Annotated in this window: 13 protein-coding genes; 9 read left to right on the forward strand and 4 right to left on the reverse strand. The window is 66.2% G+C overall.

Annotation, left to right across the window (positions count from 1 at the left end; genetic code table 11):
* Positions 1-45: 45 nt before the first annotated feature.
* The 7 genes from BLV24_RS12170 (at position 46) to BLV24_RS12195 (ending at position 8427) form a co-directional block, all read left to right on the forward strand.
* On the forward strand, positions 46-1890 hold the full coding sequence (locus BLV24_RS12170; RefSeq protein WP_092682122.1) for a type I restriction-modification system subunit M: 1845 nt from the start codon (positions 46-48) through the stop codon (positions 1888-1890).
* Between the two features lie 188 nt (positions 1891-2078).
* Complete coding sequence (locus tag BLV24_RS12175) at positions 2079-2291, forward strand: hypothetical protein (RefSeq protein ID WP_143040302.1); 213 nt, start codon at positions 2079-2081, stop codon at positions 2289-2291.
* Complete coding sequence (locus tag BLV24_RS12180) at positions 2288-3652, forward strand: restriction endonuclease subunit S (RefSeq protein ID WP_143040303.1); 1365 nt, start codon at positions 2288-2290, stop codon at positions 3650-3652. The genes BLV24_RS12175 and BLV24_RS12180 overlap by 4 nt, the downstream gene beginning before the upstream one ends.
* Entirely contained in the window at positions 3649-4083 is a 435-nt protein-coding gene (locus BLV24_RS12185) for an AlbA family DNA-binding domain-containing protein (RefSeq protein WP_092682129.1), read from the forward strand. Before BLV24_RS12180 ends, BLV24_RS12185 begins: the two co-directional genes overlap by 4 nt.
* A gap of 76 nt (positions 4084-4159) precedes the next feature.
* Positions 4160-4723, forward strand: coding sequence for a hypothetical protein (locus tag BLV24_RS21585; protein ID WP_143040304.1), 564 nt, complete (start codon positions 4160-4162; stop codon positions 4721-4723).
* Between the two features lie 60 nt (positions 4724-4783).
* The gene (locus BLV24_RS12190) at positions 4784-5161 is read left to right on the forward strand and encodes a transcriptional regulator (protein ID WP_342707996.1); all 378 of its coding nucleotides are present in this window, start codon (positions 4784-4786) and stop codon (positions 5159-5161) included.
* Positions 5162-5298: 137 nt separating this feature from the next.
* A complete protein-coding gene (locus tag BLV24_RS12195; protein WP_092682133.1) occupies positions 5299-8427 on the forward strand; it encodes a type I restriction endonuclease subunit R in 3129 nt (1042 codons plus the stop codon).
* An 18-nt stretch (positions 8428-8445) separates the two neighbouring features.
* Here the strand turns inward: BLV24_RS12195 and BLV24_RS12200 are convergent, their stop codons facing one another.
* A complete protein-coding gene (locus BLV24_RS12200; protein WP_218133404.1) occupies positions 8446-9036 on the reverse strand; it encodes a recombinase family protein in 591 nt (196 codons plus the stop codon).
* A 517-nt stretch (positions 9037-9553) separates the two neighbouring features.
* Positions 9554-10897: a DEAD/DEAH box helicase family protein gene (locus BLV24_RS12205; RefSeq protein ID WP_092682137.1), complete on the reverse strand. Its 1344-nt coding sequence runs from the start codon at positions 10895-10897 to the stop codon at positions 9554-9556.
* Between the two features lie 1750 nt (positions 10898-12647).
* Here BLV24_RS12205 and BLV24_RS12215 point away from each other — a divergent pair.
* The gene (locus BLV24_RS12215) at positions 12648-13103 is read left to right on the forward strand and encodes a PAS domain S-box protein (RefSeq protein ID WP_092682141.1); all 456 of its coding nucleotides are present in this window, start codon (positions 12648-12650) and stop codon (positions 13101-13103) included.
* A gap of 289 nt (positions 13104-13392) precedes the next feature.
* Complete coding sequence (locus BLV24_RS12220) at positions 13393-14346, forward strand: DMT family transporter (RefSeq protein WP_245710545.1); 954 nt, start codon at positions 13393-13395, stop codon at positions 14344-14346.
* A gap of 41 nt (positions 14347-14387) precedes the next feature.
* Here the strand turns inward: BLV24_RS12220 and BLV24_RS12225 are convergent, their stop codons facing one another.
* Entirely contained in the window at positions 14388-15695 is a 1308-nt protein-coding gene (locus BLV24_RS12225) for a TRAP transporter large permease (protein ID WP_092682143.1), read from the reverse strand.
* A 34-nt stretch (positions 15696-15729) separates the two neighbouring features.
* A complete protein-coding gene (locus tag BLV24_RS12230) occupies positions 15730-16233 on the reverse strand; it encodes a TRAP transporter small permease (RefSeq protein WP_092682145.1) in 504 nt (167 codons plus the stop codon).
* Between the last annotated feature and the right edge of the window lie 82 nt (positions 16234-16315).

The following is a 16315-nucleotide window of genomic DNA, read 5'->3' on the forward strand; positions in this document are numbered from 1 at the left end:
GTGCCCCGGTTATCCGGTCGGTCCGAACTCCAGGAGATTTCCCCCGTGTCCCATGCCGACCAAAGCGAGCTCTCCAACCTCATCTGGTCCCTCGCCGAGCTCCTCCGCGGCAACTACCGGCAGTCGGAATACGGGCGCGTAATCCTCCCCTTCGCCGTCCTCCGCCGGCTCGACTGCGTGCTGGAGCCCACCCGCGCGGTCGCCATCGAGGAACACAACAAGCGGGTCGCCGCCGGGACCAACCCGGAACCCTACGTGCTGCGAAAGACCGGCCTGACCTTCTACAACGCCGTGGACAACGACCTCGCCGGCATCGCGGGCGACCAGGACAACGTCGCCGCCCACCTGCTGGCCTATGTCGACGGCTTCTCCCCCGCCGTCCGCGACATCTTCGAGAAGTTCGAGTTCGCCGACCAGGTCGACCGCTTGCGCAAGGAGGACCTCCTCCTCGAAGTCGTCCAGCAGGTCGCCAACTTCCCGCTGCACCCCTCCAAAGTCACCAACATGCAGATGGGCCTCGTCTTCGAGGAGCTCATCCGCCGCTTCGCGGAAGCCTCGAACGACACGGCCGGGGAGCACTTCACCCCGCGCGAGGTCATCCGCCTCATGGTCCACCTGCTGTTCACCGAGGATGACGACGTGCTCGACGGCAAGCAGGTGGTGCGCACCATCTACGACCCCACAGCGGGCACCGGCGGCATGCTGTCGGTCGCCGACGAATACCTCGCCGACCACAACCCCGACGCCCAGTTGGTCATGCACGGGCAGGAGCTTAACGCCCTCTCCTACGCCATCTGCAAGGCCGACATGCTGATCAAGGGGCAGGACGTCTCCAAGATAGTCAACGGCAACACCCTTTCCGAGGACGGCCACCCGACCGAGCGCTTCGACTACATGCTCTCCAACCCGCCCTTCGGCGTGGACTGGAAGAAGGTCCAGCGGGTGGTGGCCAAGGAGCACAAGGAGCAGGGCTACGACGGCCGCTTCGGCCCCGGCCTGCCGCGGGTCTCGGACGGCTCGCTCCTCTTCCTCATGCACCTGCTCTCGAAGATGCGGCTCGCCCAGAACGGCGGCTGCCGCTTCGCGATCGTCCTCAACGGCTCCCCCCTCTTCACCGGCGGGGCCGGGGGCGGGGAGAGCGAAATCCGCCGCTACGTGCTCGAGAACGACCTGGTCGAGGCCATCGTCGGCCTGCCTACCGACATGTTCTACAACACCGGCATCTCGACCTATGTCTGGGTCCTGACCAACCGGAAGCCCGAGCATCGCCGCGGACTGGTCCAGCTGATCGACGCCTCCTCCTTCTGGGTGAAGATGCGCAAGTCGCTGGGCGCGAAGCGGCGGCAGATGTCGGAGGACCACATCGCCACCGTCGCCAACCTCTTCGGCGGCTGCTTCGAGGCCCGCCTCGCCACCGTCTTCGACGCCGAGGGCCGGGAGGTCGAGCGCGCCGTGGTGACCGACGACGACACGCCCCCCGCAGCCCCCGAGGGCGGTCGGGTGAAGCTCGCCCCCCTGTCGCTGCTCCTGCGCAACGAGTCCTTCGGCTACCGGCAGATCACCGTGGAGCGTCCGCTCCGTGACGCGGACGGCGCGGTGGTCACCGTTCAGCGCGGCAAGCGCAAGGGAGAGCCCATGCCCGACCCGGCCCTGCGCGACACCGAGAACGTGCCCCTGACCGAGGACGTGGCCGCCTACATGGCGCGCGAGGTGCTGCCCCACGCCCCCGACGCCTGGGTGGACGAGGACAAGACCAGGGTCGGCTACGAGATTCCCTTCAACCGGAATTTTTATGTGTTCGAGCCGCCCCGGCCGCTGGAGGAGATCGACGCCGAGCTCGACGCCGTGACCGCGAACATCCGCCGGATGATCGAAGAGCTGGCGTCATGAGATACGATGGTCTTCCCGTCCTTGATCACAAGGCAACCAGCAACGCTGTCGTGGCTATGCTGACTAGTCACCCAAACTTGTCTATACGCTCAGTAATTCCGCCGGATGGATTACTCAGATGTTGCGCAACGCGCGGAAACTCATCGCTTGCATTTCAACTAAATATGGTGAGATTTCATAATATTTGGGTGCACGACCGCGACCTCAGGGGCGCCAGTCTGGAAGGCATCCCGTTTGAACCCTATGACCCGAACATATACTTTGCGACCATGCCGGACCGCAGGCTGTTCAAGGAAGATTTTTTCGACAAGACCAAGCCGCTGACATGCTTCAAGGTTACCGATATCTGGCAGGCGGCGCGCATCATTCTTGCGGTTGCCGGCGATGGTTCTCCGGCATGACGAAGCGCTATGCGGAGTATCGCGACAGCGGGGTGGAATGGTTGGGGGAGGTTCCGACGCATTGGCGGCTGACCCGGCTGCGATTTGCCGTGACACTCAATCCATCACGCACTGAGGTTACTGACCTGCGCGAGGACGCGGAAGTCAGCTTCGTTCCCATGGAAGCTGTCGGCGAGCGCGGCGAGCTGAGCTTGTCTCAGACGCGGCCGGTATCCGAGGTGTCGTCAGGCTACACCTACATGCGTGAAGGCGACGTTACGTTCGCCAAGATCACCCCGTGCTTCGAGAACGGCAAGGGGGCGATCATGCGAGATCTGGTGGGCGGCATCGCGTTCGGCACCACCGAGCTTACGGTTCTCCGCGCCCGGCCGGATACCACCGACCCCGCGTTTCTGGCGCGCCTGCTCGGCTCCCCGATTTTTCGTCGGACTGGCGAGGCCGCGATGTATGGCGCAGGCGGTCAGAAGCGAGTTCCGGACATCTTCGTCCGCAACTTCAGTCTCGCCCTCCCCCCTCTCCCCGAACAGCAGGCCATCGCCGCGTTCCTCGACCGGGAGGTGGGGAAGATCGACGGGCTGGTGGAGGCGCAGCGGCGGCTCATCGCGCTGCTGGCCGAGAAGCGCCGCGCCGTCATCTCCCACGCCGTCACCCGAGGCCTGAACCCCGCCGCCCCCCTCAAACCCTCCGGCGTCGACTGGCTGGGGGACATCCCGGCGCATTGGGTGCGCACAAAAGCCGGATTCTACATCAAGGTGATCTCAGGCTTCGCATTCCCCTCCACGGGCTTCCTGCATGGGGGTGACGGCGAACGCCTCCTGAGAGGCACGAATGTTGGGGTAGGGCGTATCGATTGGGATGATGTCGTCTATTGGGCAAGAGAAGAGAACGACGGACTTGAGGGCTTTGAGCTGGAGGATGGGGACTTGGTCCTAGGCATGGACCGTCCTTGGATCAGTGCCGGCGTCAGAGTTGCGCGCATCTCAGCGAAAGATCTACCATGCCTGCTGCTTCAGCGGGTGGCATGTATTCGACCTAAGCCGGCGCTTCACAGCCGCTACCTTGAAAGCCTGCTGGCCACCGATGCCTTTGTTCACCATTTCCTTCCTGAGACCACTGGCGTGAGTGTTCCCCACATAAGCCCAAAGCAGATCGTGGAATTTCCCATTCCGCTCCCCCCTCTCGACGAGCAAGCCGCCATCGTCGCCTACGTCGACGCCCAGACCGGCCGCCTCGACGCCCTCTCCGCCGAGGCCGAGCGCGCCGTCTCCCTCCTCCTCGAACGCCGCGCCGCCCTGATCTCCGCCGCCGTCACCGGCAAGATCGACGTGCGCGACGAAGCGGAGGCGACGGAGGCCGCATGAGCGAGCCCGGCTCCCACACCCTGCGCCTCGTCCAGGCCCTGCGCGCCCGTGGACGGGAGCTCGCGTGGCTGGAGTTCAAGGAGAACAACAAGGACCCCGACCTCATCGGCCGCCTGCTCTCCGCCCTGTCCAACGGCGCGACGCTCGAGGGGCGGTCCTGCGGCTACGTGGTCTGGGGCGTGGAGGACGCGACGCGCGACGTGGTCGGAACCGACTTCGACCCCGGACGGGCCAAGGTCGGCGCGCAGGAGCTGGTAAGCTGGCTCCTCCTCAACTGCCAGCCGCGCATCCATCTCCGCTTGGCCGAGGCCCTGATCGAGGGCAAGCGGATGATGATGGAGATTATTGCGGAAGCAATAAATCAAGATGATGCGCTGGAGATTCGCCTTCTTGATGGTGAGCGACGCTCGCAAAGAAGTTTTCGTTCGTAGCTGGCAAAGTAGAGCTCGCCGCCGAAAGGCACGCACAGCCAATGGGCCTAGATATATGTTAGGAGATATTTGATCAATGTTGGCGATTATCACGGAAGAGCAGATCAGGGAGATCGAAAATAAGAGATCTCTAGTGGGTGTATTTTTGGATAGGGCCTACAATCTTGAAAAAATAGAATGGATACTTGAGGCAAGGCGTGGTTTTGATTTGCATGCTGGAGATTCCTGGCATTTACTGCTTCCTATTCAATCTGGACGTCGCGTCGGCTATCAGTTGCACGAGAAAGTTCGCCCCGAAGATTTTGGAATCCAACTTGCGGCTGCGATCATAGACAGGCTGGAGATCGGGTTCGCAGATCTTCCTTGCGTTGCCTTTAGAGCAATGGACCAAGAGTTCTTCTACCTCAAGCTCGGAGGAAGGAGTAGGCCAGAATTTTTGGAAGAAATTGGAAGAATTGCTGATATATCCAGAAGATGCCAAATAGAAAGCAATTCCGAAGGGCAAGAATTTCGTGAATATGTCAATATGCATGTGGCGAACCACATGAGAAGAAGGCGAATTCTCAGTGCCGCTAGGAGTGCGCTCCCCGCGATTGGAGCCCTGATTGGCGGAGCGGTGGACGTTAGAGAGCTCGTGTAGCTCTAGATGAGTGCGGCTACGTTCCCTTTCCGCCTTGTAAGGGGGTGAGCTGCGCGCATCCTGTGGCGGACGGGCCTGTGCGAGGAGCGGGGCAGCGGAATCGACAAGGTGGTGGAGCAGACCGAGCTTTTTCAGTTGCCGCCGCCGAGCTGGGCGGTGTCCGGGGATTGCTCGGTCGCGACGATGTTCGCGCATCGGCAGCTTCGGGAGATGGACAAGGACTTGCGCGTCCATGCCCGCTACCTTCATGCAAGCTTACGTTGGGTCTCGCATGAGCCGATCACCAACACGACCCTGCGGGACCGCTTCGGCATCGACCCGAAGAACGCGGCGGCGGCGTCCCGTATCATCCGGGATGCGCTGGAGGCGGGGGTCATCAAGCCGGTTGACCCGAGCCAGGGGAAGCGGAACGCTCGGTATACGCCCCACTGGGCCTGACTTTGTTTGATGGTTGTTTGATGAAGTGGGGCGGCCGAGTGACAGGCTCAATGCCAGCCCATTGAAGTTCCTGCAGGTTCCTGGGCCGGGTTGTTTGATGCGAAGCACGCCTGGGGGCGTTGCAGGGGGAGCGCGCCATGAACGTCCACCATGAGATCGGTCTTGAGGACGAGATCTGCGCCTCCCTCGCGGCGGCCGGCTGGCTCTACGATGAGGGCGACGCGAAGCGCTACGATGCCGAGCGGGCGTTGTTCCCCGAGGACCTCGTCGCATGGGTGCGGGAGACGCAGCCTGACGCCTGGGAGCGGCTTGAGGGGACCTGGGGGGCATCGGCCGCTGACAAGCTTTGCGACTCCGTGCGGCGCGCTCTGGACCGCTCAGGCGCCGTCCACGTCCTGCGGCGGGGCATCGAGATGGTGGGCCTGCGGCGGGAGCTGCAGCTCGCCCAGTTCCGCCCGGCCATGGGGCGCACGCCCCGCTTGCTGGAGCTCTACGCGGCCAACCGTCTGCGCGTGGTGCGGCAGGTGCGCTATGCGGTGGACGCGGGGGACTCGATTGATCTGGTCCTGTTCCTCAACGGCATCCCCGTCGCAACGGCCGAGTTGAAGACCGACTTCACCCAGTCGGTCGACAACGCCGTGGACCAGTATCGGCTCGACCGCCCCCCGCACCCCAAGGGGAAGCGGGCGGAGCCTCTGCTCGGCTTCCCCGGCGGGGCCATCGTTCATTTCGCGGTGTCGGACTCCGCGGTGAAGATGACCACGAAGCTGGAGGGGGAGAAGACCTTCTTCCTGCCTTTCAACCAGGGCGACCGCGGGGCGGCCGGCAACCCGCCGAACAAGAACGGGCACGCGACGGCCTACCTCTGGGAGGAGGTCTGGGCGCGGGAAAGCTGGCTCGAGATCATCGGCCGCTATGTGATCGAGGAACGCGACGACAAGTCCGAGATCAGGAAGCTGATCTTCCCCCGCTACCACCAGCTCGACGCCACTCGGAAGATCGTGAAGGCGGTGCGGGAGGAAGGGCCGGGGGGCCGCTTCATCATCCAGCACTCGGCGGGGTCGGGCAAGACCAACTCCATCGCCTGGACCGCGCATTTCCTGGCGGACCTTCACGACGCCGAGGACCGCAAGATGTTCGCCACGGTGATCGTGGTGTCCGACCGGCGCGTGATCGACGGTCAGCTGCAGGACGCCATCTTCAGCTTCGAGCGCAACACCGGCGTGGTCGAGACCATCAAGGGCGAGGGCGGGTCGAAGAGCGGGCAGCTGGCTGAGGCGCTGAAGGCCGGCAAGAAGATCATCGTCTGCACCATCCAGACCTTCCCCTTCGCGCTGGAGCAGGTGCGCGCCCTGACCGCGGCCGAGGGCAAGAGCTTCGCGGTGATCGCGGACGAGGCACACAGCTCGCAGACCGGACAGGCGGCGGCGAAGCTGAAGGAGATGCTGTCGGCGGAGGAGCGGGAGGCGCTCGAGGATGGCGGCGAGCTGAGCGCCGAGGACATCCTGAACGCACAGATGACGGCACGCGCGCGAGAGACCGGCGTCACCTACGTGGCCTTCACCGCCACGCCCAAGGGCAAGACCATCGAACTTTTCGGGCGGCGTCCGGACCCTGCGCAGCCCGGCGGACCGGATAACCTTCCTGGCCCATTTCACGTCTACTCGATGCGGCAGGCCATCGAGGAGGGCTTCATCCTCGACGTCCTGCGCAACTACACCCCCTACGATCTGGCCTTCAAGCTCGCCCAGCGCGCCGAGAACGGCGAGCTGGAGGACGCCTTGGCGGGGGCGGGCGATGCGAAGGTGGACAAGAAGCAGGCCACCTATGAGCTCATGAGGCTCGTCGCCCTGCACCCCTACAACATCAGCCAGAAGGTGGCGCTGATCGTCGAGCACTTCCGACGCAACGTCGCCCCGCTGCTGGGAGGGCGGGCCAAGGCCATGATCGTGGTCCACTCGCGCAAGGAGGCGGTGCGCTGGAAGCTCGCGCTCGACCGCTACATCGCGGACCAGGGCTACAAGCTGGGGGCCCTGGTGGCCTTCTCGGGCGAGGTGCAGGATGATGAGGCTGGCGGGGAGGGCCTGACCGAGAAGAGCGAGCGCCTGAACCCCGGCCTGCGCGGCCGTGACATCCGCAAGGTGTTCGACGGGGCCGACTACCAGTTGCTGCTGGTCGCGAATAAGTTCCAGACCGGTTTCGATCAACCCCTGCTGTGCGGGATGTATGTCGACCGGAAGCTGTCAGGCATCCAGGCGGTCCAGACCCTGTCGCGCCTCAACCGCTGGGCTCCGGGCAAGACCACCACCTATGTCCTCGATTTCGCCAACAGCGCAGAGGACGTGCTCAAGGCCTTCCGGACCTACTACGAGACCGCGGAGATGGCGGCCGAGACCGACCCCGAGCTGGTCTTCGACCTGCGCCGCAAGCTGGACGCCACCGGGTTCTACGATCAGCACGAGGTCGACCGAGTGGTGGAGGCCGCCCTCGCCCCCAAGGCGTCGCACAAGCGGCTGTCCGCCGCCGCCGCCCCCGTCGCCGACCGGCTGATGAAGCGGTTCGCCGCAGCCAAGCAAGAGCGTGACGACGCCCTGCGTGCGGGTGACGAGGCGACCGCCGCCAGCGCCAAGGACAGGATGGATGCGCTGCTCCTCTTCCGGTCGGACTGCCAATCTTACGTCAGCCTCTACGGGTTCCTCTCGCAGGTGCTCGATTTCGGGTCGACCGAGCTGGAGAAGCGCTCGATCTTCTACCGGCTGCTGACACCGCTGCTGGAGTTCGGACGGGACCGGGTGGTGGTGGATCTCGGCGAGGTCGAGCTGACCCACCATCGCCTGATCAAGCGGGAGGATGCCGCGATGGCGCTCGGGGCCGAGCCGGGGGCGAAGCTTGCCGGCATGACGGCCGTGGGCGGTGGTCGGGTGCAGGACAAGAACGCCGTGCTGCTGGCCGAGATCATCGACAAGCTCAACGATCTCTTCGGGGCGGCGGCCAGCGAAGAGAACAAGGTCAACTGGTTTCGGGCGCTCATGGACACTACGGCTGCGAACCCGAAGCTTAAGGCTCAGGCCCGGCACAACACGAGCGACCAGTTCGACTCCTCTCCGACGTTGGACAACTGCATCGAGGATGCGGTGCTGGGCAACGAGGAGGAGTTCGGGGCGATGACGGCGGTTGCGCTCAACAGCCCCTCCAAAATGGCTGCGCTGAAGGACCTGCTGCTCAGGGTCGGGGGGCTCTATGAGCGGCTGCGCGAGGAAGCGTAACCTCCCGAAAACAACAGATCACGTCCCACCCTGCACCTTCACCCTGACATCAGTCAGGCCTTCCAGCAGACGATAGACCGAGGCGCGGCCGATGCCGAGGCGCTTGGCAATCTCGGTAGCCCCGAGGCCTTCGCCGCGCAGTCGGGCGACCTCGTCGCGGTCGATGGTCGGCTGACGCCCCTTGTAGACCCCGCGCGCCTTCGCCCGGTCGATGCCCTCCCGCTGACGCTTGCGGATGATGGACCGCTCGAATTGGGCGAACGCCGCCATCATGTGGAGCTGGAGGCGGGCGAAGGGGTCGTCCACGGCGTCCTTGCCGGCTTTGAAGGTGAGGCGCTCCGTCACGAACGACACGGTAACGCCCTTGCCGTTCAGCTTCTCGATGATGTCGAGAAGGTCGCGCATGTCCCGGCCAAGGCGGTCGAGGCTGTGAACCTGGACCTCGTCCCCGTCCCTCGCGAAGTCGATCAGGTCGCGCAGGGCGGGGCGGTTGCGGTCCGCGCCGCTGGCCTTCTCCTCGAAGACCTTGTCGGCGTCGGGGAACTGCTGGCGGTCGAGGTTCTGGTCCTCGGAGCTGACACGGCGGTAGGCGATCATCATGGTGGGCATTCCGTCTTGCTGGGGTCTAGAGCCACCATGAATCGTGCGGGATGGATTTACAAGACACCCTTATGGAGCGCATTCCGTGTCTCGCGTAGTCGCCTTGCTGAGGTAAACCCCACCGAGACAATCGGCCGAGCAGCCCCGACGCCTCCGCCGTCCCCCCGCCCTCCCGCTGATCGACGACATCTCACAGCCCCCCGGCAGGTGAGAGATTCCAGCTGGAGCGCAGCCGGTGCGCCGCGGGTGACAGGAGGCGTCGCCCGCGAAGCCGCAAGCGCCCGCGCCGTCAGAAAGACCACCCCCCAAGGGGGGAGATCGCGGACCCTTAGATATGATTTCACCCGCTCGGATCTTTCGGTTGGAAAGTCCGGCTGCCTTGGCGAACCTCGACGCGGACGCCTCCGACGACGTTCAGGGCGGCCGTTCGGGGCCTTGCCAGCGCCCTCGGTCGCCTCAGCCGGGGGGTGGAGAGGGGGCAACCGCGGACGGCTGCTCTCCCACCCTCCCGCTCGGCCGCTGGGCGTCATCCGCTCGCGGGCTGCGGAGCCCTCCCGGTTTCAAGCCAGGTCAGCAGCAGGCCCCGCATCCGCTCCGAAGGGATGAACAGCTCGACCGGCTCGTCGTTGCGGATTGCCGACCGCCAGATCCATTGGACCATCTCCGAGAGCGCATAGGCTTCGGCGTTGAAGGGCAGGCCTCCCGCCGCGCAGTGGTTGGCCAGCACCGGGAGGGGGAAGATGTTCGCGAGGTAGGCGAGGGAGGTCTTGTGGGCATGTTCGTTGGTCGCCCTGGCGTTGACCGGGATGAAGCCCCGCGTGTAGCCCTCGCCCTGCAGCGCTTCGCGGTGGTCTTTGAAGGTGGTCCAGGCATTCACGCGGGATTTCGTCTTCGCGACCGTCCTGAAGTAGTATGTGGCCGCGCCCCGGAGCTTCTTTGCCTCGACATACCCATTGTCACTGTCCCGCTTCAGCCAACTGGACGACAACGGCTGTGAGCGGCGCGCTCCGGGCTTCTGACGGGGGCTGCCGACCCGGTTCGACTCGCCGTCGTATATCTCGAGGTTCCGAGCGATCTGAGCCAGCCGCGGACGGTCATCCACCGCGCTGCGGTCCATCAGCCTGCCCTCGTGCACCGTCTTCCGCGCCCACCGAACCCCATGCGAACGGAACCAGCTCTCCATCAGCGACCCCTCGAACAGGTAGGTGAGGACGAAGACCTCGGCGAAGGGCTCCAGGGCGCTGATCGGGAACTCCCAGATCAATGGACCCGCGGGGCTTTGGTGGAGGCTGCCTTGGATGCAGAGGCCCCGCTCCGTCGAGAACTTGCCGTAGTAAGCTGATGAGCCTGCGTCGTTCCAAGTGAGCCGGCCCCGGTCATCTCCGACCCTCATCAGGCCTCCGCCAAACAGCAGCTTGCGGTCGCCCGGCGTGATTTTGAATTCCTCCACCGTGGTCAGGGCCTCGTCGATGATCAGGACATAGCGACGCCTGCGGACCAACTCGACATGCTCGGGCGTCAAGGCCCGGAACAGGGCGTGGGTCGTGCAGATGTTCTCTCCCGAAGCGAGAAGCTCCAGCAGGTGGTCGGCCTTGCGGCAGCCGAGCTGGAGCGGTTGACGGAACCCGACGGTCGGGCATGACCGGATGACCCGCTCTACTTCTTTCAGCAGAGGGGCGACGTAGATGTAGCGCGTCGCGTCGACCTCGCCGAGAAGCCGCCGGCCTTTGGCGCGCGTGACCTCGTCTTCGAGTTTCTTCATCATCCAGGTCGTCTTTCCCGACCCCATGATGGCGTCGACCACGGTAATCTCGGGCATGGGCTTGGAAGGACGGGAGTGGGGGTGGGGGTGCATGGTGGAGGTGATCATCTTGGTCCGATCATTGAATGTGGTTGGGGTGACCTGACCCACCAGAACCCCGTCGTCCCCCTCCTTCCTCTTCTAAGGATGGGGGTCGTATCTCCCTCAAATCATTTGGGAAATTTGATCACGGTCGGGTTCGGAAGAGCACGAAACCCGCGTCGCTCGGCAAGCCGCATGACGGGGCTGCTCAAGGGAAGGGTCGCCTCGGCCGCCGATCAGGGCGAGGAGGTGCTGGTGGCTTCTGTAGTCGTTGGTGCGGAGTAATGAACCATCGACGCCTGCATCACCGGACTTCGGTCACCCCGGTCGCTGCCCTCAGAGGGTGTCGACCCGGTCCCTTGGCTGGATCGAGGCAATGATGGAGGGGGTCGGGGAGCCATGGGGCGAGGGACCATGCGCCAGCCTGCGGCCCGGATGCGGGAGAGGGGGCAGCCGACATTCGCGCCGGCGGGGCGTCTGCTTGATGGCCGCCCCAGCGCCCATGTGTCGGGGTTGGCGGCATCTGCGGCCGAGCTGATGCGCCTTTGAGCTGCGCCGGAAGCTGGGATGAGGGGGGGCGGGATGTCGGAGGCATCCGCCGGCGGGTCCGTCAGATCTGGTCGGTGGGGACGCTCGTCCCCCGATGCGGGCGGAATGTGCACGGTAGTCGACGTGGCCCTCGGCTGACGGCACCGTCTTGCTGCCGCTCATCTGCGGATGTCGGGATGTCGGAGGCGCTGTCGCCGGCCGAGAAGGTGGAGCCGGTCCTCCTGATCAAGCTGCGTCCCCAACATCAGCAGTCCATCCATGGTCCCGCCCGCCTCGCGCTGGGAAGCCCCCAAAGGCCCTTCCAGATGCCAGCCTCCCAGTTCCGCGTCTCGCTTGCAAAGCGCCCTCCTGATGGCGCTGAGGGCCTCTTGCGGGGCCTTCGGGCGGCGACGGCCTGACCACTGGCCTGTCGGCTCAACTGCGCATCTGGCGTCGTGATCGGCGCTGCGCACGGGCAATGGAATTGAAGTGCCTGAGCGTTTCCGCTATGAGGTCCGTGACGGACAACAAGGTGAATTGTGCCACATCATGTCGATTTTCTATTGAATATCAGTTGCTTAGGCTTTTGAGCGAAGAGTCCCTGTCTCTCCGCCACCATGCCCGCCTGACGGCATGAAACCACATTAATAGCCGGAACCGGGCGCGATAGCGGCCCTCAGTTCGTCCCTCACCTTTACGGTGGGAGCGATCTGAGCCATCGCGCGCGCCCGTGCGCATCACGTGACATTCACGAGTGCGAATACCTAGTTCCGCGCACCTCAAGTCGGGCTGTTGACTGCCCCCCCTTGGGAATCGTCGCGCCTCGGCTCTGGCCCCATGAGCGGGAGCCTCCTGACGGCTCGGATTCGATTCATCGTCCGAGAGGAGGAGGTTTCGCTGCGCCGTCACGACCTGAGCGACCGGGAATGCGCGATCCATCCAGCCGCCGCCGCCGCCGCAGAAGTCTCACGGCGTGCCGCGGGTGGACGAACAGCGGGTGATCCTCGGCATCCTGCGGCGATTGCGGGCCGGAACGACGTAGCGGGGGCCAAGCGATCGCGGAAGTCGGTCCGCGCAGGTTATGGATCCTGGCGAGGACGCCGACGCGCGATTCCCCTAGTGTCGCCGTCACCGCGAGGTCCCCGAACGGACCACGCGACAACGCCTCGAGACCATCGACGCCGCCCAATGCGCGCCGAGAGCCCGAGTCCGGCGCAGCCCGCGCCGCAGCAAGGGAAGGAGCCCCCCGATGAGCCAGGACCACACCCCCGTCGACCTGTTCGCCCCCGAGACCCTCGGCGCCCGGCTGGTCGAAGAAATGTCCGACGCGCTGGTCGTCTCCGACCGCGAGGGCGCGATCCGGGTCTGGAACAAGGCGGCCGAGCGCATCTTCGGCTTTTCCGAAGCCGAAGCTCTGGGCGAAAGCCTGGACATCATCACGCCCGAGCGGCTGCGCGCCCGCCACTGGCAAGGCTACGACCAGACCATGCGCACCGGGCGGACGCGCTACGGGGCCGGCGACCTGCTGTCGGTTCCCGCGATCCGCAAGGACGGGCGCACGATCTCGGTGCAGTTCTCGATCCTGCCGCTGACCGACGCGGAGGGCGAAATGCAGGGCGTGGCCGCCATCATGCGCGACGTCACCGACGACTTCGCCGAGCGCAAGGCGCTGCGCGCCGAACTGGCGCGACTGAAGCGCGGCTGACCTCCGCTCGCCCACACGGACGCTGGCCCCACGGACGCTTGTCCCACGGACGCTTGCCAGCGGGACAGGGCGCGGTCTTGCGTCGCCGTCGTCACGGCGGCGGCGGGCTTGACCCGCCCCATGCCGGGGACCTATCGCTCGCCCGAAGGCCGCGATGGCGTCGCGCCTCGACAACGCCAGCGGGCGGGGCGTGCCGCATCCCCCCTCCGCGTCGGTCGCCCCCGGTTTCGTCCTGAACGCCCGGATGCCCCGCCCTGTTCCGGCGGGGGTCGAGCATGGAGTCGTGGCGATGACCCTTGTCCTCCGCTTTCCGTTCCTTTCGTTTCGCGGCGCCGCGGGCGTCGATCCGGGCATGATCTTCATGACCGCCGCGATGCTGCTGCTGCCGGTCGGCGACACCCTGTCCAAGCTGCTGGCCGCCGAGATGGACCCGCTGGCCGTGACCTTGTTCCGGCTGCTGGCCCAGGGGGCCTTTCTGTTGCCGGCGGCGGCGCTCCTGCACGGGCGGGGCGCCGGTTTCGCGTTCACGCGCGGGGCCGTCCTCTCGGGCTGCCTTGTGGCGGGAATGCTGGCCAGCCTGATCTCGGCCTTCGCGGTGATGCCCATCGCCACCGCCATCGCGATCTTTTTCGTCGAGCCGCTGCTGCTGACCCTGCTGGCCGGCCCTCTGCTGGGGGAGCCGCCGGGGCCGCGCCGGCTGGCGGCGGTGGCGGTCGGCCTGCTGGGCGCGCTGGTCGTGATCCGGCCCGGCGGCGCCGATTTCGGCCCCGCCATGCTGCTGCCGCTGATCGCCGCGACCTGCTACGCGCTCAACATGGTCGTGCTGCGCAAGGCCGGCGCCCATACGCCGGTGCTGAACCTGCAATGCGGCGCGACCCTGGTCGCCGCGGGGATCTCCCTGCTGGCCGTGGGCGCCCTGGCGACATTCGGCGACATCCGCCTGCCGCTGACCACCCTGCCCGGCTGGAGCTGGTGGGCGATCGCCGGCTCGGGTCTCTGCGCCGCGCTGAGCTTCGCGCTGATCGGCGAGGCCTTCCGGCGGACCGAAGCGCGCACGCTGGCGCCGTTCCAGTATCTCGAGATCCTGGGCGCCACGGCGATGGGCTTCCTGGTCTTCGGCGACTTCCCCGACGCCGCCACCTGGCTGGGGGTGGCGATCATCCTGGGCTCGGGCCTCTATATCGTGCAGCGGGAGCGTCGCATTCACCGCCCCCCCGCGCCCCGGGCCGCCGGCCGGTCCTGAACGTCCGGCGTCCGCCTCGACGCCGGCCGCCGTTCCGGAGCTCAGCCGATCAGCGCGGGAAGGAAAGTGACGATCTCGGGGAACAGGACCAGCAGGACCCCGATCACCAGGTCGACGACCAGGAACCACACGATTCCGCGGAAGATGCCCGAAAGCGGGATCAGGTCGCCGACCACGCCCTTGATGACGAACACGTTCATGCCGACCGGGGGCGTGACCATGCCCACCTCGAGCAGCTTGGTCAGGAACACGCCGAACCAGATCAGCGACCAGCCCGCGTCGCCCACGATCGGCAGCACGATGGGCAGGGTCAGCAGCATCGCCCCGATCGGCTCCAGGAACATGCCCAGCACCAGGTAGATCAGGGCGATGCCCAGCACGATCATCACCGGGTCCGCCCCGAAGCCGGTCACCGCCTCGGTCAGGAACACCCCCGCCCCGCTGAGCGCCAGGAACCGGATCAGCAGCGCCGCGCCGCAGCCGATGATGAACAGCGTCGCCGTGGTCATCAGCGTCTCGCGGATCGCGTCGATGAAGGCGCTCCGGGTGAGGCTGCGGGTGACGAGCGCGATCAGGGTCGAGAAGGTCGCGCCGAGCGCGCCGGCCTCGGTCGGCGTGAAGAAGCCGCCGAACAGGCCCCCGAAGATCAGCGCGATCAGCGCCGCGATCGGGGCCACGTCGCGAAAGGCGGCGAAGCGCATCCGCCAGGTCACCTCCTCCTCCACCCGCGGGGCGAGGGAGGGATCGAGCGTCACGCGCACGACGATCAGCGCCGCGTAGCCCAGCGCCGTGATCAGCCCGACGACGGCGCCGCCCAGGAACAGCTGGCCGATAGAGACCTGCGCGATCATCCCGTAGAGGATCATCAGGATCGAGGGCGGGATCAGCGCGCCCAGCGTCCCCGCGACGGCGAGCGAGCCGGTGGCCAGCCGCGCGTCGTAGCCGTAGCGCGTCATCTCGGGGATCGCGATGCGCCCCATCGCGGCCGAACAGGCGACCGACGAGCCCGCCACCGCCGCGAAGCCCGCCGCCCCGAAGATCGAGGCGATGGCCAGGCCCCCCGGCAGCGCCGAGGTCCACAGCCGCGCGAAGCGGAACAGCCCCGCGGTCAGCCCGGCCGCGAAGCAGATGTAGCCCATCATCAGGAACATCGGGATCGAGCTCATCGTCCAGGTCGCGGCGAAGGTGTAGGGGACCAGCGACAGCGTCCCCCAGGCCGCGCGCTCGCCCCCCACGATCCACAGGCCCGCGAAGGAGACGGCGATCAGCGCGAAGGCGATCGGCACGCGCATCGCCACCAGGACGAACAGGATCGCCACGCCGGTCAGGCCGATTTCGATATTGCTCATGTCGGAAAGGTCCGGTGTCGGGCGGGGGACGGGCTCATTTCGGCGGCGCGAGCCGGCCCAGCGCGTATTCCAGCAGGCGCAGGGCGCTGATCAGGGTCATCAGCGCGCATCCCGCCGGCAGCAGGAAATAGCTCGGCCAGGTGGGGATGCGGGTCCCGAACTCGACCGAGAAACTGTTGATCCTCCACTTGGTCAGCGCGTCGAGCGAGGCGCTCCAGGTCAGCAGCGCGAAGACCGCGACGGCGATCAGCAGGGCGAAACCGGCCATGTGGCGCTGCGCGCGGGGCGGCGCGAGATGGGCGGCCGCGTCCATCGAGATGTGCCCGTCGATCGCCTGCGCATAGGCCAACGGCAGGAACGCGCAGGCCACCATGTAATAGTCCGAGACGATCAGCGTCGTCCCCGGCAGCGGGCGGCTGAGGAAGGGGCGGGTAAGCACGTCCAGCGAGACGTGAAGCATCATCAGCACCACCGCGATCCCCGCGACGATCATGGCGAGGGTCACGAGGCGGTTGGTCACGGCGAAGACGGTCTTCATCCCGTAGCTCCGGGCAGGTCAGGGTCCGCGGGAAACGGCGGGCGCGGCGGCCGTCCGGGCCGCCGCGACTGTCGAGGGGGGG

Origin of the sequence: Albimonas donghaensis (genome assembly GCF_900106695.1) — a bacterium.
Lineage (GTDB): Bacteria > Pseudomonadota > Alphaproteobacteria > Rhodobacterales > Rhodobacteraceae > Albimonas > Albimonas donghaensis.